At 36.0% G+C, this 26171-nt stretch carries 21 protein-coding genes and 3 CRISPR repeat arrays; of the genes, 1 reads left to right on the top strand and 20 read right to left on the bottom strand.

Annotation, left to right across the window (positions count from 1 at the left end; all coding sequences use genetic code 11):
• Positions 1 to 9: 9 nt before the first annotated feature.
• From TEPIRE1_RS00690 to TEPIRE1_RS00650, 10 genes are all read right to left on the bottom strand, one after another.
• Positions 10 to 390, bottom strand: coding sequence for a hypothetical protein (locus TEPIRE1_RS00690; RefSeq protein ID WP_013777271.1), 381 nt, complete (start codon positions 388 to 390; stop codon positions 10 to 12).
• A gap of 2 nt (positions 391 to 392) precedes the next feature.
• Positions 393 to 1643: a nickel pincer cofactor-dependent isomerase, group 22 gene (locus TEPIRE1_RS00685; RefSeq protein ID WP_013777270.1), complete on the bottom strand. Its 1251-nt coding sequence runs from the start codon at positions 1641 to 1643 to the stop codon at positions 393 to 395.
• Positions 1644 to 1658: 15 nt separating this feature from the next.
• Positions 1659 to 2939 carry a TRAP transporter large permease gene (locus TEPIRE1_RS00680; protein WP_013777269.1) on the bottom strand — a complete coding sequence of 427 codons (1281 nt, stop codon included), beginning with the start codon at positions 2937 to 2939 and terminating at the stop codon, positions 1659 to 1661.
• 2 nt (positions 2940 to 2941) lie between these two features.
• Entirely contained in the window at positions 2942 to 3418 is a 477-nt protein-coding gene (locus TEPIRE1_RS00675) for a TRAP transporter small permease (protein ID WP_013777268.1), read from the bottom strand.
• A gap of 50 nt (positions 3419 to 3468) precedes the next feature.
• On the bottom strand, positions 3469 to 4500 hold the full coding sequence (locus TEPIRE1_RS00670) for a TRAP transporter substrate-binding protein (protein ID WP_013777267.1): 1032 nt from the start codon (positions 4498 to 4500) through the stop codon (positions 3469 to 3471).
• 348 nt (positions 4501 to 4848) lie between these two features.
• Positions 4849 to 5421, bottom strand: a complete 573-nt coding sequence (locus tag TEPIRE1_RS00665) for a ferritin-like domain-containing protein (RefSeq protein WP_013777266.1) — start codon at positions 5419 to 5421, stop codon at positions 4849 to 4851.
• 306 nt (positions 5422 to 5727) lie between these two features.
• Positions 5728 to 7203 carry an aldehyde dehydrogenase family protein gene (locus TEPIRE1_RS00660; RefSeq protein WP_013777265.1) on the bottom strand — a complete coding sequence of 492 codons (1476 nt, stop codon included), beginning with the start codon at positions 7201 to 7203 and terminating at the stop codon, positions 5728 to 5730.
• A 369-nt stretch (positions 7204 to 7572) separates the two neighbouring features.
• Positions 7573 to 8538: direct repeats of the CRISPR family, unit length 30 nt; unit sequence GTTTCAATTCCTTATAGGTAGGCTATAAAC.
• A gap of 318 nt (positions 8539 to 8856) precedes the next feature.
• Positions 8857 to 9930 (bottom strand): Na+/H+ antiporter NhaC family protein, encoded by a 1074-nt coding sequence (locus TEPIRE1_RS00655; protein WP_231848341.1) that lies wholly within the window; start codon positions 9928 to 9930, stop codon positions 8857 to 8859.
• 20 nt (positions 9931 to 9950) lie between these two features.
• Positions 9951 to 10307, bottom strand: coding sequence for a hypothetical protein (locus tag TEPIRE1_RS13975; protein WP_023211311.1), 357 nt, complete (start codon positions 10305 to 10307; stop codon positions 9951 to 9953).
• Between the two features lie 112 nt (positions 10308 to 10419).
• On the bottom strand, positions 10420 to 11709 hold the full coding sequence (locus TEPIRE1_RS00650) for an L-cysteine desulfidase family protein (RefSeq protein WP_013777263.1): 1290 nt from the start codon (positions 11707 to 11709) through the stop codon (positions 10420 to 10422).
• A gap of 268 nt (positions 11710 to 11977) precedes the next feature.
• Between TEPIRE1_RS00650 and TEPIRE1_RS00645 the strand changes: the two genes are divergently transcribed.
• On the top strand, positions 11978 to 12280 hold the full coding sequence (locus TEPIRE1_RS00645) for a helix-turn-helix domain-containing protein (protein ID WP_013777262.1): 303 nt from the start codon (positions 11978 to 11980) through the stop codon (positions 12278 to 12280).
• Between the two features lie 189 nt (positions 12281 to 12469).
• On the opposite strand, the gene TEPIRE1_RS00640 is transcribed toward TEPIRE1_RS00645, so the two are convergent.
• From TEPIRE1_RS00640 to TEPIRE1_RS00595, 10 genes are all read right to left on the bottom strand, one after another.
• Positions 12470 to 12868, bottom strand: a complete 399-nt coding sequence (locus TEPIRE1_RS00640; RefSeq protein WP_013777261.1) for a hypothetical protein — start codon at positions 12866 to 12868, stop codon at positions 12470 to 12472.
• Positions 12869 to 12931: 63 nt separating this feature from the next.
• Positions 12932 to 13560: a CRISPR direct-repeat array (repeat unit 30 nt; unit sequence GTTTCAATCCCTTATAGGTAGGCTATAAAC).
• 255 nt (positions 13561 to 13815) lie between these two features.
• Complete coding sequence (gene csx20 / locus TEPIRE1_RS00635; RefSeq protein ID WP_013777260.1) at positions 13816 to 14211, bottom strand: CRISPR-associated protein Csx20; 396 nt, start codon at positions 14209 to 14211, stop codon at positions 13816 to 13818.
• A gap of 237 nt (positions 14212 to 14448) precedes the next feature.
• Complete coding sequence (locus TEPIRE1_RS00630; protein ID WP_013777259.1) at positions 14449 to 16065, bottom strand: TIGR03986 family type III CRISPR-associated RAMP protein; 1617 nt, start codon at positions 16063 to 16065, stop codon at positions 14449 to 14451.
• 2 nt (positions 16066 to 16067) lie between these two features.
• On the bottom strand, positions 16068 to 16625 hold the full coding sequence (csx19, locus tag TEPIRE1_RS00625) for a type III-D CRISPR-associated protein Csx19 (protein ID WP_013777258.1): 558 nt from the start codon (positions 16623 to 16625) through the stop codon (positions 16068 to 16070).
• On the bottom strand, positions 16622 to 18007 hold the full coding sequence (locus TEPIRE1_RS00620; protein ID WP_013777257.1) for an RAMP superfamily CRISPR-associated protein: 1386 nt from the start codon (positions 18005 to 18007) through the stop codon (positions 16622 to 16624). The genes csx19 and TEPIRE1_RS00620 overlap by 4 nt, the downstream gene beginning before the upstream one ends.
• Positions 18007 to 19563 (bottom strand): hypothetical protein, encoded by a 1557-nt coding sequence (locus TEPIRE1_RS00615; protein ID WP_023211309.1) that lies wholly within the window; start codon positions 19561 to 19563, stop codon positions 18007 to 18009. The genes TEPIRE1_RS00620 and TEPIRE1_RS00615 overlap by 1 nt, the downstream gene beginning before the upstream one ends.
• On the bottom strand, positions 19564 to 20223 hold the full coding sequence (locus TEPIRE1_RS00610) for an RAMP superfamily CRISPR-associated protein (RefSeq protein WP_015294800.1): 660 nt from the start codon (positions 20221 to 20223) through the stop codon (positions 19564 to 19566).
• Between the two features lies 1 nt (position 20224).
• The gene (locus TEPIRE1_RS00605; protein ID WP_013777256.1) at positions 20225 to 21793 is read right to left on the bottom strand and encodes a Cas10/Cmr2 second palm domain-containing protein; all 1569 of its coding nucleotides are present in this window, start codon (positions 21791 to 21793) and stop codon (positions 20225 to 20227) included.
• Positions 21790 to 23169, bottom strand: coding sequence for a PDDEXK family nuclease (locus TEPIRE1_RS00600; RefSeq protein ID WP_013777255.1), 1380 nt, complete (start codon positions 23167 to 23169; stop codon positions 21790 to 21792). The genes TEPIRE1_RS00605 and TEPIRE1_RS00600 overlap by 4 nt, the downstream gene beginning before the upstream one ends.
• 478 nt (positions 23170 to 23647) lie before the next feature.
• A CRISPR array of direct repeats spans positions 23648 to 24814; the repeat unit is 30 nt; unit sequence GTTTCAATTCCTTATAGGTAGGCTATAAAC.
• A gap of 317 nt (positions 24815 to 25131) precedes the next feature.
• Entirely contained in the window at positions 25132 to 26088 is a 957-nt protein-coding gene (locus tag TEPIRE1_RS00595; protein ID WP_023211308.1) for a D-alanine--D-alanine ligase family protein, read from the bottom strand.
• Positions 26089 to 26171: the final 83 nt, after the last annotated feature.

The following is a 26171-nucleotide window of genomic DNA, read 5'->3' as shown; positions in this document are numbered from 1 at the left end:
TACCTCCTTCTAATGTCTCCCAATGGGTGGTCTTCGATCATCCACTTCTTTTGCATCAACAAGTTCAGCTTCTTCAGTAGGATGAATTATATTTATAACTTCTAAAATTGCCTTTTTGCAAGTTCCGTCTTTTTCTATACCTTTTACTATAACCGTATGCATGGTCTCAGGCACTCTCGGCATTACCACCACTTCCACCTTATCTATATCTTTATCTTCTGCTATTTCTTGAATAGCAAATTCTATTCTTCCCGTGCGAAGTGACTGCATTTTTGCAGATTTAAGATTTTCTATTCCTTTTAACTCAAAGGTCTTGTTGGGGGACTGTTTTATCACCGCTGACTGCAGCTTGAGCTTAAATTCAGGTAAGCTAGTATGCATTAACTTCATAATTATCTCCTCCAATTTACTATCAATGAACCAGACTCATCAAAATTCAATGGATGTCCTTCATCAAGAACAGATATTTTGTCCTTATCCTTTAGAGCCTCAATTGCTGCTTTTGTAGCATATATTTCCTCAAGATGCAGCGTATTAGGGATTATGGCAAGTTTCAGTCGGTCTAAAGGAACATTTCCGATGGTCATCATTGCTGTTTTTATTGCTTCCCTGTCATCTTTCATTATTACAGGAATTTTTCCTCTTTCTAAATACGTTGTAGGTATTGTATTGGCATAGGTTACATCAAAATCGATTTTATCTACTAAGGTTTTTGTAGTTATATCTGCAAGACCTACACCAAGAGCATTACCATAAGAGTTATCGGAAAGATCCAAAACTACGATTTTATTAATACAAGGCTTTTCCATTTCCTCTTCTCCAAAAACCCTTATTCTGCCGATTACTTTAGTATCCATACCGGTGCCGCTAAAGGTCTTGCCCATCTCTTGCACTACTAATATGTCTAAATAATCCCATGGAAGTTTGGGAACTATGGATTTTGCTTCTTTTAATAAAAGCCGTTCTTCTCTTTCAAAATCCTGAGGGAACAGGCCTTTTAACTTATAGGTCTCATCCTTGGAGTTTTCTAGGATTGCTAAACCAAAAATTACATGAGCTTTCTCAAGAATCGCTCGAGCTACTTTGGGTATGGTATCTTCTAGGCCGTTAGCATGGATAGTAGAACATCCTTTATGCTTACCGAGACCTACAGCCAGCATTTTTAAAAGACCGCTTTCTATATTACCCTTAAAGTCCGTATGAGGCTTTACTCGGTTAATAACAATAATTCCATCGGCATTATAAGCGTTTTTGTCCATATATATCGGTACACTTTCAGGGGTTTCTCCGATTTTTACTACATCCATGCATGATACCACCGGAACTCCCATGGTCTCAGGAGTTACTCCCAGTTTTTCAAGTACCATGGTCTGGCCTTCTGCGGTAGCCCCTCCATGGCTACCCATGGCAGGAATGACGAAAGGCCTAGCACCTAAATCCTTTAGATAATCTATGGTAGTTTTGATAATAAGGGAAATATTGGCTATGCCACGGCTACCACAAGTAACTGCAATATTCATACCAGGTTTGATAGCATTCCGTTCTTTTAAAACCTCCAGCTCCTTTTGAACAGCTTGTTCAATGTTTACTATTTTATATTCATCGAACCTTTGTTTGATTCTATATATAACCGGATAGTCCACAATAATAACTCCCTTCTATTTCGTCAGCAAGTTCGGTAAGAACATCGTAATTCCTGGGATATATGTTATCAGCATGAGGGCTACTATCATGGCAATCAGGAAAGGTAATACAGACTTTGATATTCTCTCCAGTGTCATGTCACATATGCCACAAGCCACAAACAGGTTAACACCAAGAGGTGGTGTAATCATTCCTATAGCAAGGTTGACCACCATAATCAGTCCAAACAAAATAGGATCTATCCCCAGTTTGACTATAAGAGGCAAAAATATAGGAGCCAATATAATAATTGCGGCATTAGTTTCCATAAAGCAACCTACAACAAGCAGCAATAGGTTTATAAGCAGCAGTATTACATAAGGACTTGTGGAGAAATTAATAAAGGCCTGAGCAATCTGGTCCGGTATTCTCTGACTCGTCATTATCCAGCCAAAAACTTGGGCGGTAGAAATAATGAACATAACCACTGAAGTGCTAACGGCAGTATTCACAAATATCTTAGGCAGATCCTTGACACTAAGCTCACGATATATAAAAAATCCTATGACAAACCCATAGACAACAGCAACGGCAGCAGCTTCAGTCGGTGTAAAAATGCCGCCATATATACCGCCTAAAATAATAATAGGCATAAGGATAGCCCAAAAGGCCTCTTTTACGGCTTTTAATATATCTAAAAAAGTAGGACGCTCTTTTTCGCCATAGTAACCTCTTTTTTTTGAAATTATATAAACTGCAGCCATAAGAGATAATCCGACCACAAGACCTGCACCGAACCCGCCCATGAAAAGCGAACCAATAGAAACTCCTCCCACAACACCATATGTGACCATGGGAATACTGGGAGGAATAGTGACCCCAATAGCTCCAGCTGCTGCCATAATAGCTGCTGCAAAACCAGCATCATATCCTGCTTCTATCATCGCAGGAATAAGAATTGAACCTATAGCAGCAACAGTAGCAGGGCCGGAACCGGAAATTGCTGCAAAAAACATACATGTCAGTATTCCAACTTGGGCAAGCCCCCCGGTCATGGATCCAACTAATTTATTGGCAAGATTAATGAGTCTTCTGGATATACCACCACTTTCCATAAGTGATCCCGCCATCATAAAAAATGGTATAGCCATAAGCGGGAAGGAATCACATGCTGTGAACATCCTTTGAGCCACAACCATCAAAGGAATATTACTGGCCATAGATATAGCCATGACAGATGAAAGTCCTAGCACAATAGCGATGGGCAAGCCCATTATTGCAAAAAGAATAAAGCTACCAAATAATATCGCTGACATAGCTAAACCTCACCTTCCGATTTTAACTTCAAAGAAACTTGAATAAATCTAATGCTCATAAGCACCATGCCCACCGGTATTGCTAAATAAGCCCACCACATGGGGATCTGCATAGCCGGCGAAACCTGAGCATTTGCTATTTGCATTTCAATGATACTTAAGCTTTCTTTAAATACTATAAAGCAAAATATTACACAAACAGCAGAAATAAGATAGTTTACCAATTTTCTTGCCTGCTTGGGAAGCAACATTAAAAATGCTTCTACACCTATATGAGCACCACGTTTTACACCAATACTCGCTCCTAAAAATGTAACCCATACTAAAATATAGCGGGATAATTCCTCTGACCAAGGTAATGATGCCTTAAGCACAAACCGACATACAACCTGCCAAAAAACCACCACTGTCATAATAAGCAATAAAATAACGACAAAAAATTCTTCTATATTATTGAAGATTTTTTTTACCTTTTCCACAAATGTCACTCCTTGTTATATGAAGAAGGCAGGAAATCTGCCTTCCTTTCTTATTTCTGAGCATCGACTACTTTCTGAATTAACTCAGGAGTAATATCTGATTCAAACTGCTTGTAGACCGACTGAACCGCTTCTACAAAAAGAGTTTTATCAGGCTCGTTAACTTTCATGCCTTTTTCCTTCAATTCTTCCACAAGTTTGGCATTCATGTCGTCGAGCAAACCTCTCTCATAGTCTCTAGCCTCAATAGCTGCTTCTTTTAGAGCTGCCTGAAGTTCTGGAGCTAAACCTTCAAAAAATGATTTACTGATAAGCAATGGGGCTGGTGCATAAAAGTGACCTGTTAAAGAAAGATATTCTTGAACTTCATAGAATTTTGAAGTTTCTATTATTGGTAAGGGATTTTCCTGTGCATCGATGGTTTTCTGCTGTAGAGCTGTGAACAATTCTCCAAAAGCCATTGGAGTAGGATCAGCACCCATAACCTTAAAAGTAGCCATGTGGATTGGATTTTCCATGGTCCGTATTTTAATTCCTTTTAAATCCTCAGGTTTGTTTATAGGATGTTTGCTGTTTGTCACATGTCTGAATCCATTTTCAAAATAGCAAAGACCCATAATCCCTTGGCTCTCTAAAGAATTTAGCAGTCCCTGACCCAATTCGCTGTCTAAAACCTTTCTGGCGGATTCTGTATCTTTGAAAACAAAGGGTAAGTCAAAAACCAAAAACTGCTTTGTAAAACTGGCTAAAGGAGCTGTTGATACCAATGTCATCTCTTGGGTCCCGAGCTGCAGTGCTTCTACCATATCTCTCTCGTTGCCCAGTTGAGAGCTATGGAATACCTCTACCTTGATTTTACCATCGGTTTTCTCATCAACTAATTCCGCAAACTTTTGCAAACCAAGAGTATAAGGATGGGTGGGGGCAAGAACATGACCAACTTTAATTGTTATAGTGCCACCTTTGTCTTGATTTCCGGATGGAGCTGCATCGTTACCGTTCTGTTGGCCTCCTCCACAACCTGCTAATAGACCAATAATCAATAAAGAAATGAGTAATAATGCTAGGTTTTTTTTTGACATAAAAAAACTCCTTTCATAGTTTTATAATTATATTTTATATTGCAAATATCATGCCGTTATTTTTATTACATATTGATAATATAACTTATCATAAAAGTATTACATGCAAAATTTCTTCCATATTTACTGCTATTGCAAGCTAAATCTAACTTTTGACTAATGCATTTTTACAATAAAACTCAATAATATTAATTATATTTTCGAGATATTACGATATCTTATTATAATATTAAACATAGATTTTGTTAGAAAATGTTATAAAACACCTAATATTTTATAACATATATTGATTTTGTTAGAATGTATTACTGGAAAAACCTCCTTGAGTTTTTCAAGGAGGTTATAAATTTACTCTTTTTTTATATTCGGTTTACAGTATTTTTCAGTTACTTGGCTAAATAACTGAACATGATATATTTCATCCAAGATAATCCTTTCCAAAATCTTTTTCACATAAAGATCGTTTATCATCTGTTGATGTTTGCGGTAATTGCTTATGGCCGCCCATTCACCGGCAATATTAGCAGTTATCATGTCACAAAGGACTGTTCCATAATATACGAAGCCTGCATCCCAGTATATTTCGACTTCGTTTGTCGCTATGGTTCTTTGACGGGGATCTACTCCCAATTTTAATATGGTATCAGCAAGAATTTCCATATGATGCATTTCCACCAATGCTACACAGGACAAGAGTTCAGCTACTTCTTCGTATTCCGGTTCCAACACAAAATGATGATAAATATATTGATTTACTGCTGTAAGTTCACCGGCTCTACCTGCATAATCTTCAAGCAAAAGTTTGCCGTAGTAAGGATTTTCCCTTGCCACCTTAATTTCCGGATAAGGTGCCGGATACGCACATTTATTATAGGTTTCAGGAGTTTTGCACCCTTTTAAATCAACAAAGTCTTCACTCATTATATAACCCCTCCATTAAAGTCTTTACTATTATTCTAGTAAAAAAGTCGGCAAATAGTTACTTTTCGGCACTATTTTTTATTCGAGATACTGGTTAACTTCGCAAAAATAGGCTTTATAATGAGTGAAATTTAAATTTGTCAGAAAATCCTCCTTGCTGCGCTTGCACTTTGCACTCAAGGAGGATTTTCCTATTTATTCTCATTACAACATTATATACTTGATGGACAATTCTTTCGGCTGCTTATAATATTTTATATGGCCTCCCTTATGTAAGCGCATTTGCAAATTTAAGCTCTTTACGCTTTAGTATAAGCCAGCCTTATTTTCATTCATACTTATCATTATATTCTTCTTCTGAGTATAATGGTCAAGCATCATATGGTGAGTTTCGCGGCCAATTCCGGATTTCTTATAGCCTCCGAAGGGAGTATGAGCAGGCAGGTTGTTATAATCATTTATCCACATACGGCCTGTCTCTATTCCTCTTGCAACTTTAAGCGCCCTGTTTATATCCTTAGTCCACACAGCGCCGCCCAATCCGTATTCGCTGTCATTTGCCATTTTTATTACTTCTTCTTCATCCTTAAACTTCAAGAAACATGCTACCGGCCCAAAAATCTCTTCTTGAGCAATCCTCATTTTGTTATCAACATCGGCAAAAATCGTAGGCTGCATAAAGCATCCTTTATCTAAGCCATTTTCAGTGATGCGAGAACCGCCGCAGGCAAGTCTTGCCCCTTCTTGTTTTCCAATTTCAATATAGTTTAAAATCTTTTTCAACTGACCTTCATTAATCTGCGTTCCCATAATAGTATCTTCTTCCCATGGCAAACCAACCTTGATTTTCTTAAAGGCTTCAACACATTCTGCAAGGAATTCTTCATAAATATCTTCATGCACAAATACCCTGGAGCCTGCGCAGCAAACTTGCCCTTGATTGAACAAGATGCCCAGTTGCACCCCTTCTATAGCCTTCTCCCATGGGCAGTCTGGGAAATAAATATTTGCGGATTTTCCACCAAGCTCTAGTGTTGACGGAATCAACTTTTTAGCTGCCGCCTCGGCTATACTGTAGCCTACTTCGGTTGAACCTGTAAAGGCAAGTTTTCTAAATCCCGGATGTTCCAACATATAATTTCCTGTGGTGGCTCCGCTGCCAGTTACGATGTTCACAACTCCCGGGGGAAGAACATCATTGATCAATTTACCTAATTCTAAAATGCTCAAAGGTGTTGAAGACGACGGCTTAATAACAACCGTACATCCTGCAGCCAATGCTGGTGCCAACTTCCATGCCGCCATCAGCAGCGGGAAGTTCCATGGAATTATCTGGCCGACAACTCCAATCGGCTCTCTTAAGATAATGCTTAAGGTGTTCTTGTCAATCATTACGGCTTGGCCTTCTTCAGCCCTGATAGCTCCGGCAAAATACCGAAAATGATCAGAACTTAGCGGCACATCAATGTTTCGTGTTTCTCGAATGGGTTTACCGTTGTCGAGAGTTTCAATCATAGCAAGTTTTTCAGCATTTTCATCAATCAGATCGGCTATTTTAAGTAATATTCCTGATTTTTCTTGTGCACTAACATCTTTCCACGTTTCAAATGCCTTCCATGCAGCTTTAACTGCTTCATCCACATCTTCCTTACCGGCATTGGCACAAGTTGCTAACAGCTCGCCATTTGCCGGGTTGTTAGTCTCAAACGTCTCCCCATCCTTTGCATCCACCCATCGACCTCCAATTAACAATTGATAATTTTTGTCAATAGGTTTATTCAAGACAATCGTCTCCTTTTATTTTTTTTATTTAGGCATAACGCCTATAAAATTATTTTCTTGTCCTTAGTTAAGTTAAAATTGGGGAGTTTAATTTTTAAGCCTGATGGGATTATGTTATCTGATTATACTGCCTTCTTAGAATATAATATCATATTATAAACTTTTTATCAATCTTCATTGTTCATTCAATTTTATATTTACATAACTTTCTTTTAAGCTTTAAAAAATCCTCCATGAATATCTCATAGAGGATAATGCACATCCGCAGGAAACCACAAATCAAATATTACATACGGTGCTATTTCAAGGCTCTTGGGGGGGAAATTAAAACAACGTATTTATATTGCATTGAAACGTAACAGACTTAGTGTTTCAATTCCTTATAGGTAGGGCTATAAACCATGGCTACAGTTGATATAGATAAACGGATAAATTATGTGTTTCAATTCCTTATAGGTAGGCTATAAACGAGAGCTTTGGAAGGAGTTTATTCCGGTTACTACTATGTTTCAATTCCTTATAGGTAGGCTATAAACCAAGCCATAAGTGAAATGAGAGATGATATACTCGCGTTTCAATTCCTTATAGGTAGGCTATAAACAGACCCAGTAACGAATAAAACTGCCAGATTAAATAGCTGTTTCAATTCCTTATAGGTAGGCTATAAACATATTTCGCTTTGCTCTCCATACAGTTTATCTATTACCGTTTCAATTCCTTATAGGTAGGCTATAAACATCGCATTTCTAGCACAAGTTGTAAGGTTTCTTCCCGTTTCAATTCCTTATAGGTAGGCTATAAACTTCTTTTTTCGCTATCCATCATGTATACGAGAAGATGTTTCAATTCCTTATAGGTAGGCTATAAACTGCCGCTGACCGGAAAATCATGGGCACTTAAAAACAGTTTCAATTCCTTATAGGTAGGCTATAAACGCCTTGTTGCTCCATTTTATCTATAAATTCATATTTGTTTCAATTCCTTATAGGTAGGCTATAAACGTAATATTAGTTTTTTAGCCAATACGATTTTAGAATTGTTTCAATTCCTTATAGGTAGGCTATAAACTTCAAAGTTATCAAGACACCTTTTAAGGTGTACGATAGTTTCAATTCCTTATAGGTAGGCTATAAACAGAGCATCGGGGCTAAATCCATCAGAGCCGAAAATTGTTTCAATTCCTTATAGGTAGGCTATAAACAGCCGTTTTCCAGACCCGCCAAGGCATATATGTATTAAAGTTTCAATTCCTTATAGGTAGGCTATAAACTAGTATTTGATTGTTAGTCCCGCCTTTAGAAGCATGTTTCAATTCCTTATAGGTAGGCTATAAACCCATAATTTGGGGTAAAAAATAAAGAAAAAGCGAGAAAAATAATTTGTTCAATTTTCTATTAATAATTTCTACATTTAATTGAAAAGTCCTTCTTTTCCAGTTATATTCTTTATTTGTGGGTAATTTAAGGTTGTCGTCGACCTCCAGGGGTTTTTGCACTATCGGAGGTCGACGACTTTTTAAAGTGAGTTTTTTCTATGCGATTTTCTCACTATAATCACATAAAAGTATATCATACATTAAATTACATTTCTAAGCTTCTTACTTATTTTATATTTCAATATTTTATAAAGTGAAAAACCAAGCCTTTACCTTTATCATGCCGATGGGTGTTTAACTCTTCCTCCGTCTTCTCCTTCAAGCTCCCTGCCCCAGCCTGAAATGCATGCGAATAGTGTCACAAACCAAACTGCCCAACTGTAAAAAACGGTGAAAAAGAGCGAGGAGGGGTCTAGGGGTTGCACAAAAGGATATGTGGAAGACACTGATTTCATGGTGCCTAGCAATAGCAAAACGCATCCGCCATAAGGCACGAAAAATGGGAACGAGCAAACAGCTGTACTCAGGATATCGGCACGTCTATATGGGTGTAGGTCGCTTTTTCGCCCTATTGCATTTACAAACGGTGATACACATATATTTGCTATAGTATTTATAGCAGCTATAAGTATGCCAAAGATCGTCGACAGTAAGAATATTGCAAGGTCTGCGTCTCTTGGAGTTTTGATGACTTTCTCATTTAACCAATTTACAGTAGTTTCCATACAGCCACTTTTAACAAGCAAATTACCCATGGATACAACCACCATCAAAAGTATAGAAACTGTCGTCATGCCTGCAACACCATCAGGAATTGCTCCTACAACCGCACCATCTTCAATCATAGCAAGATCCGCCACGCTAAACAGCCCGGCTGCTAGCCCGATTATTATAGCAAGTATTATCCCTGTGCTAAGTGTCGCAAAGATGCTCTTTCCTTTTACTGCCATCCAAATTACAACAGCAGTTGGGATAAGAAGGAGAAGGCCCATTGGATTTTGGTATTCTGTAAGTATTTTTGCTGCGCTTTCTGTATTTGTTGAAGTTGCACTTCCTCCAAAAAACCAAAACAGCACCGCTGCAATAATTCCGGCAACTATTACATACTTAAAACGGCTTTTGACCACTCCGCCTATCTCTGCAGTTCCTTCTTTGTATTTATATGTTTGACTGGTTGCAGATATTATGGTGGTATCCGAAACCGGTGCCAGATTATCTCCAAAGGCTGCACCGCTTAAAATAGCTCCTCCCAGCACAGCAGGATTTGAGCCTAAAAGAAGTCCGGCAGGGTAAAGGATAAAGCCCATTGTGGCAATAGTGCCGAAACCCGTGCCGGTTGCTACCGCAAAAATAGCAGAAAATATAAATGCTGCTACTGTGAAGCTGCGCCTTTTACTCCTAGTTTACAGCTTAGCCACACCAACCCTTCTACTATTTTGCCGCTTTTTAGCACGCTTCCGTATATCCCTACTACTATCCAAATTAGGACTGCGGTCATGCCCACATCAGAACCTAATCCTTCTATAATGACGTTCCAATACTCTTCTTTATCTTCGCAAAAAAACATACCGATAATCAGCCCAATTATCCCAGATGCTATCATCATATTAAGGTCTGCTGCTTTCATAAAAGAAAGCGAAATGGTGATTATTATAAATATGGCAAATGGCACTAGGGCCGCAAATTGACTGGGTCTAAAGGATAATATTCCAGAGTCTTTTTTATCCATTATTAAGCCTCCTGATGCATTGTTTTTTAATGAAGCTTTATGTTAAAATAAATTTACGGTTTATTTTTTCATCGCAATTTCTTTTATGAAGTTGCGATTTTTTTATTTTTTCTTAATCATGTCTATTTATCATAATGTCCAAAATAACATCGTTTGTCTTTGTCATTCCCGGTGATGCTATTTTCCCAATGTTTTGCATGGTTTCTTCCACTGTATTTCCTACGATACCGCTGTCTTTGGGTATATGGATATTTTTTAATGCCAAAAGTGCCGAAAGTATGGCGGTGCTTGCAGCTGTTACAGCTTTAAGTGAGCAGCCAAAGTTACCGCCGTCACAGATTATACCCGTGATATCCGCTGCCATGTTATCTATGGTAAATCCTATTTGTTCATTATTTCCGCCTAAAAGGTAGCATATGCCCGCACTTGATCCTGTGCCTGCAGCAACAGCACAGCCGCAAAAAGCTGAAAGCCTACCGGCAAAAGTTTTTATGTACATTGTAACAAGATAGCTTAGAAGTATTGATCTTACAAGTTTTTCTTCTGGTATTTCTTTTTTATTGGCTATTGCTATGAGGGGCAGCGTTGCTACAAGACCATGGTCACCACTTCCGCATATGGACATGGCAGGTTTTGAAACTCCTCCCATACGTGCATCAACAGCATATCCCGTATAAGCCATAGCATAAGTTAATATGTCTTCTTTCAAATATCCTTCTTCTATAAGATCTGATATCCCCCTTCCTAATTCCATGCCTTCACCCTGCTTGCCTGCCTGGGCAAGTTCATCATTGACCCTAACTGCTTCCAATATAAAGCTTATATCCTCATATGGTGCGTGCTCTGCTATATCTATCAGGTCTTTGAGTTTTAGCCTTGATATATCAAAAGCCTTGCCTTCTGAAGTTTTGGTTTCCAGCTGTTTTTTAAAAATTTCTTTTCCGTCTTTTTCTACTAAAACTATATTGGTATGTTTATCTTTGATGACAGCTCTACCTTTACCCTTATCAGTTTCAACTATCGCATCTATGAAAATGTCTGATACGCCTCGTTTTACTTTTATCTCAATTTTTCCTTCTTTGATCAGCTCCTTTGCCCTTGAAACATCTTCCTCTGTCACATCTTCTAGAACCCTTAAACCAAAATCCGGCTTTCCGGCTATTACACCAAGTGCTGCCGCCATCTCATTTCCTTTTTCGCAAGTTCCTGGGATAGCACACGAAAACCCATTTTTAAAAACGCCCTCATCCACCCAAACAGTAACCTTCTTTACCTCACCTCCAATCACTTCATAAGCTTTAGCTGCAGAAAGCGCAATAGCAGCAGGCTCTGTAACCCCCAAAGCTGGAACCATCTCCTCCTTTACCTGTTCTATGGCCTTTTGATAAAGTTCATTTGACATACGAATACCTCCATCGCCTATGTTGTTTAAAGTATTTATAAATATTTTAGAATCTTGTAATTAAATAAGAAAATCACCTATTAATTTTATACATCCACTTCTTTATATTAAACTATTATTTTAATAATATCAATCTTAATTTAATCTATTAGTTTAATTTAACATCAGATACTACCATTTTCCTTTGATTTACTTGCTTTTTCTTGACATTCCAGGCACTCTCATGTATATTTTAATTAAACTATTGGTTTATAATTGAGGTTAGATAATGAATATAGGGCACCGAATAAAACAAATTAGAATAGCCAAGGGATTACAGGGCATTCAGCTTGCAGAGAAAGTTGGAATTACCAATGTGTATTTGAGCTATTTAGAAAATGGAACTAAAATTCCTTCTATTGAAACCCTCCAAAAAATCTGCGATGCTTTGGGCATTACGCTCTCCGAATTTTTTATGGATGAAAATGCTAATCTACCTCCTGAATATCAAGAGCTTATTGAAAATGTTAAGGTGCTTTCCCCTAAACAATTAGAGCTGTTAAATGAATTTTTGAAGACGTTAAGACAATAGAATTCAAATAGATAAATTAGCCATTTCTGAAAAATTAAAAAAATAGACATAAGTAAACCGAGTAAAAAGTATACTAATGTCTAACGAAAGATATTAAGGGACATATCATAAATGTATGACATGTCCCTCTTTTAATTCATGCACTTCGTTAATGAATTTATTTATACTTTTGATATGAAGACCACTTATTTACTTAAAACTGTTCTCATATATATCGAAAAATTGCGTTATCTCCCTTCCCTGTTTGCGGATTTCCTCATCATTATCAGCAGATAATTGCCATCCATAAGTTTTATATGCTTCCCAGTTTTTCTTATTAATCGGTTTTAAATTAAATTCTTTTTGAATGGCTTTAAATCCCTCTGCATAATCAATAAGGGCTTGTTTAAAAGCTTTGTCAGTATCTTTAAAAACCGGCATTTTATCCTTATTAGCTCCTATAGCATAAGCTTCATTACTGCTTTTAACAAAATCACCTCCAAGTTTGCTTGTATCATATTCGCCTACTACTTCACTGTTAGGATTCCCGCAAGCAGTTAGCACAAGCATCATACATACAATAAGTATGATAATACAATATTTTTTCATTTTTACCTCCATAATTTCAAGTGCTGCTGTGCCTTTCATGCCAAGGTTATAGAGTTATAAGAAAGTTCAATCCCTTATAGGTAGGCTATAAACCAGTATAGGTCTAGAATACAACGAATTTGGAGACGGTTTCAATCCCTTATAGGTAGGCTATAAACCCCTAACTACAATGTATCAAGATCATCACAAGAAAGTTTCAATCCCTTATAGGTAGGCTATAAACTTAGCATGGCGGGAAAGATCCTGGGGCGGTTGGGAAGTTTCAATCCCTTATAGGTAGGCTATAAACGCTATCATTAGGGATTACAACGGCCTACGTAAAAAAAGTTTCAATCCCTTATAGGTAGGCTATAAACCACTAAAGTTCCTTTTTGGTTCCCACACTGTTGCAAGGTTTCAATCCCTTATAGGTAGGCTATAAACTCCTTTGAATGTTATTGTAATTGGTTCTCTTGCTTCCGGTTTCAATCCCTTATAGGTAGGCTATAAACTATAGATGTAAAGAACATAATAGCCTTATAATAACAAAGTTTCAATCCCTTATAGGTAGGCTATAAACTGTGTATCTGTTATCTCTGCTGGTTGGTTCATGTCGTGTTTCAATCCCTTATAGGTAGGCTATAAACCACATTGCGACAGCGATGGGATGAACTTTAAGTCCAGTTTCAATCCCTTATAGGTAGGCTATAAACCCGTAATTTGGGGTAAAAAATAAAGAAAGAGCGAGAAAAATAATTTGTTCAATTTTCTATTAATAATTTCTGCATTAAATCGAAAAGTCCTTCTTTTCCAGTAATATTCTTTGTTTGAGGGTAATTTTTGGTTGTCGTCGATCTCCAGGGGTTTTTGCGCTATCGGAGGTCGACGACAATTTTAGAATATACAATTTACCATTTTGCTACAAATGCTTATTACTCTTCTTCACCCATAAGATATTTTTTAAAATTTTAGTCCCATTTTTCAAACTCTCTAAATCTTACATGGATAAAATTTCGTTTCGTCTGAATGGTTTCATCATCAAGAATTGTCTCTGCCACATCTCTTCTAGTAGTAGAATATATAGGAACAAGTCCTTCTTTTATGCAAAAGTTAGCCGTTAAAAAGACCGCTCCAAATTCTCCTTGGACTAATACTATATCATTTGGCTTTGAATGTTCTTTTAGCCAACAAAAAATTTCTTCTAGATAATCCTTTATTGAAGGAAGTTCCGGTGGAACATTTGACCAAATACTTTGCAGGTCTGACGGAAGGTAAATAATTTTATCTACTTTAAATTTATTTTCAAGTTCATCTTGCTGCGATTTTGTAAGTTGGTGTGAAAAAAGTAAAAATGCTTGTCTCATATTTTGCCTCCATCATTTATAGTAAGCGTAATTTCTCAAATTTTATCATCAAAAATGATGTATCTCACCTGCTTTTGCATACTTATAATGGGTTTGAGTTTAAAAGGTAATCCTTGTCACTTATTCTATATTCGACTTTAAAGCTAATAAATATTTTGTAATATTAACTTTTTATAACATTAATAGCGATATAAAATTTTTCTTGAATGTGGAATAAACCTATATAGTATATGTCATTTAATTAGTTGTAAACTTATTATAAACTTCAAGCGGTTTTGATAAAACAGGTCTATTTTTAAACTCTTTAAGTTCCATATAGTCAGTTTCTTGTTTCCAACCCTTAAGCTTAGTATTTTCAAAATCGAGTATTACTTTAAGATGTTTCATCCTCTCATGGTTCCAGAGTGAAGATAAATCGCTGTTTTCGAGTTTATTTACTTGGTTAAGTACATATTGTTCGAAGGCATCTTTAAATTTTTGTATGTTGCTTTCTTCGACTCCTAGATTCCAATTTTCATTCTCAAAAAGATTAGTGTATCGGCTTTCTCGATTAATAAGGAATAATGCCGGCCTTATTTTAATTGTCCCGAGGCCTAGCGGTTTCCCCATACCTATTTTATGGTAACAGTTCTCAGGCAAATCAATTGCAAAGAGTATGGCCCCTATTTCTTCTTGAGATAAATTCTCAAATCTAATCCTATATTTAAATTTTATTCCGGGTTTAATTGGCTTTATTTTAGTTAATATTCTTTTATTCTTTGCTTTCTCTTCATCGTTGCCTTCATACTCCCAACCTAAACCATCTTTATGCCAGTAAAGCTTGTACCCTCGTATTTTCGCCTCTTTAGTATTCCAATGGTTTAAATTTTTTACAGTAACATCTGAAGGTTGTTCTAGATAGTGTTGGAACGTTGTAGGCTTAGGACTGGAAAGTATTTTTGGCGTAAGGGGCTCGTCAGAGACAAAAATATCATTTTGACCAGGCATTAAGGTAGCATCTTCGAAAAATACTCGTGAAGCAAAGCTTTGTTTCTCTGATATCTTTCCAAAGATTGATTCAGGTATATCTATTAGTTCTTTTCGTTTGAGATTTTCCGGAATATGATCGCCAATAGTATATTTATAAGAGGATTTTCTTGTGTTTCTATCATAAGATGACATATTGTTCTGATATTCTAGTCTTAAATTTGATTTGTCAGCAAGTCCGCGATAAAACAAGCGCTTATCTTCATAGAATCCAAACTTCCCCCAACTCATTATCTCAACCATGGTTCTTATCATACCTCTTAAGCTGCTTCCCGGAATTCGAGCAATACCTCCAGGCGAGAAAAAATCAGGATTATCTTCGTTACTTTCCTCTTTTTTTATTATCTCTTCAGTTGTATATGTATCTCTTATATATATGGGTGTTATGCTCTCAAGTTGACATTCTATATAACCGTTAAATCTTTTTAAACCAGCATGCTCGCTGTGATAACAATCAAAATCAGGTATTGGCTGTCCTTCGATCACAGTATCATTTAATGGTATGAAATTATATGGGGCATGGGCTTTTGAAGGTTGCGCAGCTTTATTACTAGCCTGCTTTGTAGTTTTGTTAGTATAATGTTTTTTATTTATTTTTTGGGAAACCGGATCACTGTTACTTGCTTTTGAGAATATAACCTTTTCATCAATCGTAATATTTGTAATTGCTCCACTGTTTCGTTCTATACTGCATTCTATGTTATTTAAAGATACATTCAATTTTGCTCCGGGTGGTATTGACATAGTTTTGCCATCTTCAAACTGAACTTCTCCTATGAGTTTGCCTTTTTTGCTTTTTCTTATGTTAATTAGCTTTGCCTTTTCCATTATTATTTTCCCCCTTCACAAAAGCTCACGAAACGGCAGTCAGTATATCCAGCCTGTCCAATTTCATTATAGCCAACATAATTTCGTGTTCTTATCGCCAGCCTCTTACTGCTAGAATATTCCGGTTTATATAGGTATGGAATGTAAATTTCTGTTCCTCTCGCTTCCTTCAGCACAGTCCATTCATTATTAATGCTTTTTGGGTTTCCCCAGAGCACTTGATCGACTTCTACGAAGTACTGAATATTATCGCCTTCATTATCCAGTCTCATTCTGCCTTCAAATTTATATTCATCCCGTCGCCACAACAAAAGTTCTTTCTCTTCATTAAATACTCGCATTTTTACTATAAACTTCGGATCAAATACTTCATCATTATAAAATTTCAAATTTTTTTCATTTATTTTTCCTATTAAAACTTTGTAATCCAGATAAACAACTGCGTAACTTTTTTCTTTAAAGTTTTCATTTATGTTTTTTTGCAGATCTTGCCAGCTTGCAATATTTAATTCCATGGGCTTTGAGGTGCTTTTAATATTAGCTAGTTTTAATCCGTTCATACTCCTGCCCTCCCGGATTTGCATTTTTCCACAAAAGCACTTACCAAATTTTCGAGTTCATCTTTACCGCAATTAACTCGCAACTTATCTCCTCTTTGTTCTATAATATAATGATTTCCATTAAAGTAAATTTCTGCTGATTGTCCTTCGAAGGTACCTCTACCTATATTTTTCTCGCCACCTGCAGCAAGGTCGCCCGTCCACAAATCCTTTAAAAGCAACATCACAAGGCCCGCTTCCCAGTTTTTGCAGTCATTTATTTCAATATTTATTGTAACCTTGGCATTATCCTTTCCGCTCCAGACAGGAGTTGAATCAAAAAGTGCTGTTTTGATAACGCCTCCAGTAAATCTGTCAATTTTTGTTCTAAACTGTGTCTCTTTTACGGAATTTTGAATATATGCTTCATCTAAAATTAACCGACTCTTTATTTTTTTGTTCTTATCTGAAGCTTCATCTGATGCCCAGCCAAAAAGTTCTTTTACCAGCTCATCGCTTTGCCCTTCTAATGTATTAATTATCTTAACTGCCCTTGCTCTAAGCGCGCCTTTCAACGATGTCCCAGGGAGAATATCTTTTCCTGCCGAAATTATGTGAATAGAATCAGGCTCTTTTGGCATTCCAGTATATGCTTTGACTATAAGTGAATTTCTTATATTAAAAGTAGCTTTTAATGAAAATTTATTTTTTTTAGGTAAGAATATCTCATTTAAATCCAAGGTGATTAATTGTTCCTCTGTACTTTCACCTTTCAGCCACAGTATAACATCTTTGGTTTTATTAGTACCTTGTGTAAAATCATATTCATAAACTTTGCATTCCGACAGTCGACATCTTCCAAACCCTTTTGTAGTCATTGACCCTAGGGATATTTGACCATTTTCTAACGCACTTATTAATGTTGAAATAATTTTTAAAAACATTTCTTTAGAAAAGCATTCTCTAAGCACAACCTCAGCATTAAAACCGAACTCTGCCCCCGGTTCAACAACTTCATAATCAAACTTTTTCTCATCTTCGGCGATTCCTCGCTTGTTGTCAATCTTAATCCCATCTCTGACAACAATATTGGGCTTATTTAAAGCATATAAATCTTCCAAGATAAAAGAACTTTGATATGTATCTTTATCATCCTGATTTTTGCTCGAACCCCAAAAATATTCTATCTGTGTCTTGTCAGTGCCTTGGATAGTAAGATTGTTAAAAAAATAATGTCTGAGAACACCGCGCATAGATGATGCAGGTATGTACGGGATGCCGTTATCATCTTTTTGAACAGAGATATCTATATAGCCTTTTTCACCTGTTCCTATTAAAAGTGGAGATTCTAGGTCAAGCTTTCCCCTAATCAAAAATCGCCCGGTTACTTTTGCGTTATCCATCAAAGCACCTCCTTCTTTGCAACTTTCTGTCTTTGCCGCATACGTCTAAAAAATACTCCAAAATATATTTTCCAAAGTTCCAGTAATAATTCTTTTTCGTCCTTGACATTATATTCAGATATCTTTGTCAACTTTAGATAATCCGCTTTTGTAATGTCATTATAAATACTTTCTATTATTTTAGTTGTATCAAAATTCTTTATATACTCATACAAATTACACCTTTTAGTCTTGTTCCTACAATCCTCAAGTTGACTCTTTGCATTATTCCTTAATTCATCTATAGATTTTTTAAATTCTTCTTCTTTTTGGCATTTACTAAGTATCAGCCCTAATTTTCCGAGAAGACTATTGCTCGGCAAACAACTGAATCCAGCAGCATCTTCATAAGCTTTACGCTCAAATTCCTCTTTAAACATGTTCTGTATAACATTTTCAAAAATCTGTTTAGCTCCTTGAGGAACCTTACTTTCTGGTTTATTTTGATTTGGTTTTATAGTTTTTTTATAGTATTCTTCGGCAGTAGCCATATTCAGCTTAATTCTGCCAAATCCCTCATTCCTTCTCTCTCCTATTCCGTCGTTTGCCATCTTTTCAAAGCCATTTTTTATGTTTTCAAAAGGTAAGTTATTTTTAAATACCAGTTTGACTGTGGAGCCAGCTGAGATTGCAGTTTCTATAGGCCGCTTCATCTTCCAAACTGAAATATAGTTTTCTATAGAAGTTGTTCTCATTACACAGTTTTCTATCTCAAATGAATCCTTGCCCCAAATATTTTCAAGATAACATTTTAAATTAGGTAAAGAGGGATCGGGAAACCCATTTTCGTTGACTAATATGCATGGCGATATAAAGGTCAGTAAAATATAATCCTCGTCCTCTAAGTCTTCATCAGTTAATGCATCTATATCTTCATTAATAATTTTGGAAAGACTTATCTCAACTTCTCCATATTCAGTGTTTCTTGATTTTCCTAACCTGCCAATGATTTTCTCGCCAAAAGTTTTTCTAAATTCTCTTAAGGTTGTTGAATCGCCATAAATTTCTCCTTTAAATATTTGCCCTGGCATAAGGGCTTCGTAGTTAAACATAGCTTCATCTTTCGTATGTCCTCTTAGCCTGTCTCTCATGTGATGAAAGTTTATTTTTTTTGCTAGTTCGCCTGTCTTTATTGTACTTCTTTCGATATAAGAATAAGGTGATATAAATACAGTTTGCTCATCTTCTGTATTAAGCAAAATATTTAATATTCTTTCACCTTTTTTCTGTTTTTTAATACATAACGGAGTAGGCAACATATCTATTTCATCATAATCATCTTTTTCGCTTATATAAGCGTTGGTAAATACTAAATCGCCCTTTAAAAACCACTTATAAAAGTTAGTATTATTATGTGCATATTCAAGATGCTCCTGAGAAATATATTTTGCTGCGAATAAACCAATTAAAGAGCTGGCAGGTATATAGTCAAATGTTTCTGTTAAGTTGTTGTCCGGCACGTCAGCGCTTAATATTATAGGGGATAGAAGATTTATTGTTATTTTTAAATAAGCCATCTATATCGCCTCTCTTTCTATCTGCTCTATACAGCTCTGTGATAAATCCTCATTTCCCTTCTTAAATCTGCATACAATTTTCCCATAGCCTCTATTGCGCATAGTGCCTATATATCGAAGGTTTAGGCAGGCAAGAGCAAGTAGATCAACGGCTTCCTTATCTTCTTCTTTTATGTTAACAGCACCTTCAAATTCTATCCCTCGCTTTAAAACTCTGAACGTTCTCAAGCTTTTATCATCTGCTATCCCTTCATTATTAATTGACGTCTGCTGTTTTATGCTTGTAAATGAATTAACTATTATTTCAGGAGATACTGCACTATTACATTCCTGTAAAGCCCACTTGCACCAATCGTATACATCTTTATAATTTGGTAAATATAAATTATTAAAAACTATACCGGCGCCAGTGGCATCGCCTGAACAGCCAAAAACCTTATCAATTATTTGACTTTCAAATTTTTTAATACCTGCACATTCCATCATTTCCAATACTTCTTTTGCACTTTCTCTAAGACAACCCTTTAAGCGGCGCGCCGGTAAATATGGCAATCCAACATTATCAAAAACAATATCCGCATCAATAACCGATCCCCATCCTTCACCTGCTCCCAGCATGCAGTTTGACTCAAGTTTTATAGTTATCTTATATTCACTCATTTTACTTCACCTGCCTTGTTTCAGCTAGAAAATACTCCGGAATCAAATCCATTAATTCGATCATATCAAAATATGGTGTAAAGCCATCTTGCCATACATTTATATTATAAGTTTTGCTTGTTTCTTTAAATCCATATAATTTTCTACCTTTAAATCTTGCTTCATCTATGAATTGTTGAGATGCAGATTTCCCTAATGTTAAATACTCACGAAACTCTTTAACTTTTGAACGTGGCCATTCTTCTTTATTCTTAAAGGTTTTTATGCCACGCTTTAAGTGGAATATGTTTTTCTCATTGCTTATATCACTGCTTGCTACCAAATATGGCCCAAAATGCAGTTGACCACTTGATGTTGTGTATTTATTTTTACGTATTCCCTCTAAAGTTCCCGAAAAGCCTCCATATGATATGTGAAAATCAAGCCAAGATGTGCCTTTATTCTCTCTAGCCTCACGCTTTGCGCTCTGACATAGTTCTTCTGTCAAATTATATCCTCTAAAAAATGGATACTTTGTTTTAATTATTGCGACACCGGCACAAGCTGACAGCTTATTCTCGTTATACAACGTCTTATCTGACATTAATTCCAGATACTTTTGTGCAAAAGGAATCCCTAAGCGCCCATCTGTAATAAAAGTAATATCGTCTCCTTCTCTCAGAATAGGCCTAAATGGTATTATGTACTTACCGTTTTCTAGCTGTATATTAAATCCGCTTTCATCTGATAATAATAAATCCATTTGTTCAAAAATATAATTTAAAAATTCCTCGTAAACAGATTGCATAATATCCTTTAATCTCTTGGAAAGTTTCCTTATGGCAACAAGATTTTCGCAGGACTTAAAATGCTCTGCCATTGAATTGCCGTCTATATGAACAATGGCGATATGGTTTTGTCCTTTAGTTTGTCCGAGCTTTTCTATGTTAGTTGTAAGAGAAAATTTTCCATTTGAGATTCTCTCTACCTCAACTTTGGCATCATCTATATCGATATGTTTATACTTTACGTATGAAGCTGAGGATATATATGCTCCCTTTTCATCATTGGTGCCGGGCTTATAAACTTCTGCCGAAAGTCCCGAATATGGACAATCTGCCGTAATCCCATGTTTTGGCAAAAATGTCTGAGGAAAATACTTGCTTTTATTAATCTCAAGTTGTTTAAATAAATTTTTCATTTCATTTTGGAAATTATCTATATTAAATTCAGAGATAGCAAAAGCTACGTTTAAACTTGGAGCTTCGAGAAGAAGGCTTCTTGTCCACTCACTGATAAACTCTTTTGCCGTTGCCTCATTATTGAAAAATAGCAGGGCATTACCACCGCCTATATATCCTACTTCAAAATCCGTATTTGAATTTTTAATTGCAATAGTTTCAGGCTGTTTCTCCCACTCGTCTAAACTCACACCATGTTCTAACGTTTTTTCCAGAGTATTTGCTAAACTTTCTTTATAGATGTTGGCAATTATGCTAGATGCCCCTATATTTTCTTTTAATCTATTGCTTGAATATACATATTTTTGTATAGATACAGTATCAGCTAATATTGCAGTTACTTTGCTCATAAATCAGCCCCCCATATATGCTCATAAATCTTCTCCCAAAGCTTTTCAGGAGTTAAATCCTTTAAACCTAATACCATAAATTCATGTGTCCTAGAACCTGATGTATCTTTTAGGTCTTCATAAAAATCTTCTATAGATCTTGATTCTTTATCCTCAAGGCATGCAATTAATATAGATTTTGCCTCCTCCCCTCCCATTTGCCTTGCTCTATGTATGATTTCAAATCCTTTATTTTTGCATGTCGAGTCATCTGAGGCGGTTGTACAAGAAATACCGCAGACTTGATAGCCATTTAGCAATATTACATCGATCTCAAAATGTTTCTTCTCAGTATTTTTCTTTTTTATTTCATAATTATTATCAATAATTAGTTGGCCTTTTTTATATAGTTCATTGAGCTTCTCATTTTGTTTGATTTTTTGGCATATCACATTATAAACATAAACCTCCAACCATTTTCCGTCTAGAAAATTTTCTACGCTATCTCCCACTCTCTCTTTATATTCTTTATTTGTTGTTGATTTATCAGGCACCCATATATCTCCATTTTCATCTAATATGGAGTTTTCTTTTGGAATGCTCTTTAGCAATTCAAGAATGATTTCATCAGTCATTTTATCTTTGAAATTCTGTTTAAATCTTTTTACATCTTCATCACTGTAGATATTATTATGTGTCAAAAAACGATTCTTCTTTTTTATACAATTGCTTCCTTCATAAAAAAACTCTCTTATTGTGCTTTTCTTCCAGGAGAGGTATTCATTTAGTTTGCCAAGCCTTATAATTTCTTCAAACTTTTTAACAGTATCAGGATATGAAGGATTATTTTGACCGCCTTTTTTCTCATAACCATGAAGTTCGAAGAGACTTTCAACAGATATACCTATTTCATACCTTAAATCTTTTGTTACATGTGCTGAGCTTTGATCTCCTTTTAGTTTAAAATCCCTGCCATCTAAGTAGGAAAATGTACATCGTTTGCCAAAATTTTCTAGAAAATATTTATAAGTTTGGACTGCCATAGATTTAGTGCCGCCGGTATAATTTAGGTGAAAAATATTAGGCGATGATACCTCGATTTTCATATTTCTCTGTAACTCATCTAATATCGTAGAAGCAGATCCCACATCGCTAAGCGGCATATGCTTAAATTTAAGATCCGGCTTATTACTTAAGAATTCTTTTTTGATTACTGAAGTGATATTTTCGGCCAATTCTTCGGTTCCTGCTTGTACATTTGTCTCTTCCGAGTATATAAGCCAAATCCGCTTTAATTTTTCATTATGTTTTAAAAAATACTTTATTACTATATAATTTGGCAAAGGATTTGTTCCAACCAAAAGCACTAGATCAGTAAAACTAGTAAAAATATCCAATTATCTCACCTCTTATTATTAAAATTTTTTTGATATTTAAGAAATATTTCGACTAACTTACCTAAAAATCCTGCCTAAAAGTGATTTTTTTCTCTAATTCTTTAAATGCTAGATATAAATCAAAAGAAATGCGCCCTAAGGCTCTAGATAAGCAGGCTGGCGACCAAAGGCAATAATGAGTAATAAGCGGGAGACCAATGGTCTCCCCTACTTGACTGCAATATATGAATTACAAACCTTTTTTTGCCGGTACCCCATCTTTTTTCTACACTGCAGGCTTCTCTCCCATATAGGAATTGCAAACATGTAGAGGCGGTCATCGACCGCCTCTACACATTAACACATATTTTTTTAATGCACATCCATCCATAGAAAACCATAAACCAAATATATATATTACATACGGTGTTATTTCAAGCCTTTATAGGTATGTTAACAACTTGCTTGAGGATATGCGATGCCTTAAAAAAGAATATTTGTTTCAATCCCTTATAGGTAGGCTATAAACCTGTTCTACCACCAACACCCTGAAAATCATACCAAAGTTTCAATTCCTTATAGGTAGGCTATAAACAATTCATACCGGCGGAAGGAGCGGCGGCTGATGATAGTTTCAATTCCTTATAGGTAGGCTATAAACGGCCCAGCTCGTTAATAAGCTGGATAACCATGATGAGTTTCAATTCCTTATAGGTAGGCTATAAACGAGGTTTCAAATGGTGGAGGTAAAGACCGATTGGACGTTTCAATTCCTTATAGGTAGGCTATAAACGAGAGGGAGACAGCGAAACAAAGACAACGGAGAGAAGAGTTTCAATTCCTTATAGGTAGGCTATAAACTCTTCAAAGTCTAATCCATCCTCTTCTGCATAAAATGGTTTCAATTCCTTATAGGTAGGCTATAAACCTCTTGACGTTAGGATAATAAAAGGCCCCATAATTACGTTTCAATTCCTTATAGGTAGGCTATAAACTTAGTAGATCATTAAAAAGTTTATTTAACTGCATTGGTGTTTCAATTCCTTATAGGTAGGCTATAAACGTTAAGAAGGCTTCTATCTAAGTATGGGTTTCTATCTACGTTTCAATTCCTTATAGGTAGGCTATAAACCACACTGGAATTGAAAAAGGTGTTGAAGAAGCAATGTTTCAATTCCTTATAGGTAGGCTATAAACACAAAACTGGTTTATGGCAAAAAGGATACGGAACAGAGTTTCAATTCCTTATAGGTAGGCTATAAACAAAGTAAACAGCACAATCACATTTAGCGGCTCAGCACGTTTCAATTCCTTATAGGTAGGCTATAAACTACGCCAAGAGGATAGCCCGTAGATTTGCTGAAAGAGAGTTTCAATTCCTTATAGGTAGGCTATAAACCCACTATGACATCAGTATCTTTGACTTTTATATCGTTGTTTCAATTCCTTATAGGTAGGCTATAAACTTCATCGATTGCTGAAATTGATTTTGTTCCTGGTGAGTTTCAATTCCTTATAGGTAGGCTATAAACTTCGCATTTATAAACAATTCCTTACCTGTATTTTCCCGTTTCAATTCCTTATAGGTAGGCTATAAATACTTGAAGTGTCTATGATGCATAAAAAAAAGAAAATAGTTTCAATTCCTTATAGGTAGGCTATAAACCCGTAATTTGGGGTAAAAAATAAAGAAAGAGCGAGAAAAATAATTTGTTCAATTTTCTATTAATAATTTCTGCATTAAATCGAAAAGTCCTTCTTTTCCAGTAATATTCTTTATTTGGGGGTAATTTTGGGTTGTCGTCGATCTCCAGGGGTTTTTGCGCTATCGGAGGTCGACGACATTAATTGCGTAAAAGCATGTTGCATGTCAAATTATATATGCTGCCCTGGTCGGAGATGGTTGACGATTTTTATTTGATTTTTTAGGTTATACTACCTTTTGTTCACTGGCTTGTTTGTAGCGATTTATGGCATTTTCAACTATTTTAAGGATAAGGCCTTCATAGCTAGATTGCAGGCACTGGCCATTTTGGTGATATCGCTATAGCCTTTTTGCAGGCCTGGTAATGAATTAACCTCAAGGACATATGGAGTATCGTCTTTTACTCTTACGTCAACTCTGGCATAATCTCTTAAGCTTAGAGCATTGTAGGCTTTTTTTGCAGTGTTTTCTATTTTAGTTTTGAGCTTATTGTCCAGCGGTGCAGGACATCGAAAAATAGTCTTATCCGCATAATTCGCTTTGACTTCAAAACTATAAAACTTAGCTAAGTCATCGGGAAGAGCTTCGAAGCTTATTTCGAGTATAGGCAGTACTTTCAAGTTATTGCCATTACCTAATATGCCAACGGTAAACTCGCGCCCCTTGATATATTCCGTTACCATAATCGGCGGATTATATAATCTTAGTTCTTGCTGAACCTTTCTTTTTAGCGAACGAAAATCATAAACTAAACTGTCTTGATGAATGCCTCTCCCTGAACCTTCGTCACAAGGTTTTACGAGGACAGGAAATTTGATTTCTTTATTTCTGAGCTGCATTAGGTCATCCTTATCGTAGATAGAAATAAACTCCGGAGTTGTGACGCCAGAGCCTTTAAATACTTTACAAGCATAATTTTTATTGATAGCAAGGGTATGCCCTAGTATGGATGAGCCAGTATAAGGAATGCCTGAAAATTCGAGAATAGCCGGGATTTGTGCCTGTCTTGTTTCTCCTCTAATGCCATTACAAAGATTAAATACTAGGCTTACATTTTCATTTTGCAATTTGGATATAATGTCACTGTCAGCTTTTACTAATGAACATTCAAATCGTTTTGAAAGCACTTCTTTTAGATTTTTGACAGTTTTGCGCTTTTGCAGATCCTCATTTAGACCTTCTTCTCCGGGAAGATAAGAAACTCGCGGTTCGTCTATTAATATAGCAATTTTCATTAAACATACTACCTCCTGATTGTTAAAAAATATAAAAGCAGTACCATAGGTATCTGTAAGCCTAAGTACTGCTTGAAAATTTT

The organism is Tepidanaerobacter acetatoxydans Re1 (assembly GCF_000328765.2).
In the GTDB taxonomy this organism is placed as follows: Bacteria; Bacillota; Thermosediminibacteria; order Thermosediminibacterales; family Tepidanaerobacteraceae; genus Tepidanaerobacter; species Tepidanaerobacter acetatoxydans.
The sequence above is the reverse complement of the archived record's forward strand: the minus strand, read 5'-3'. Positions and strand labels throughout refer to the sequence as shown.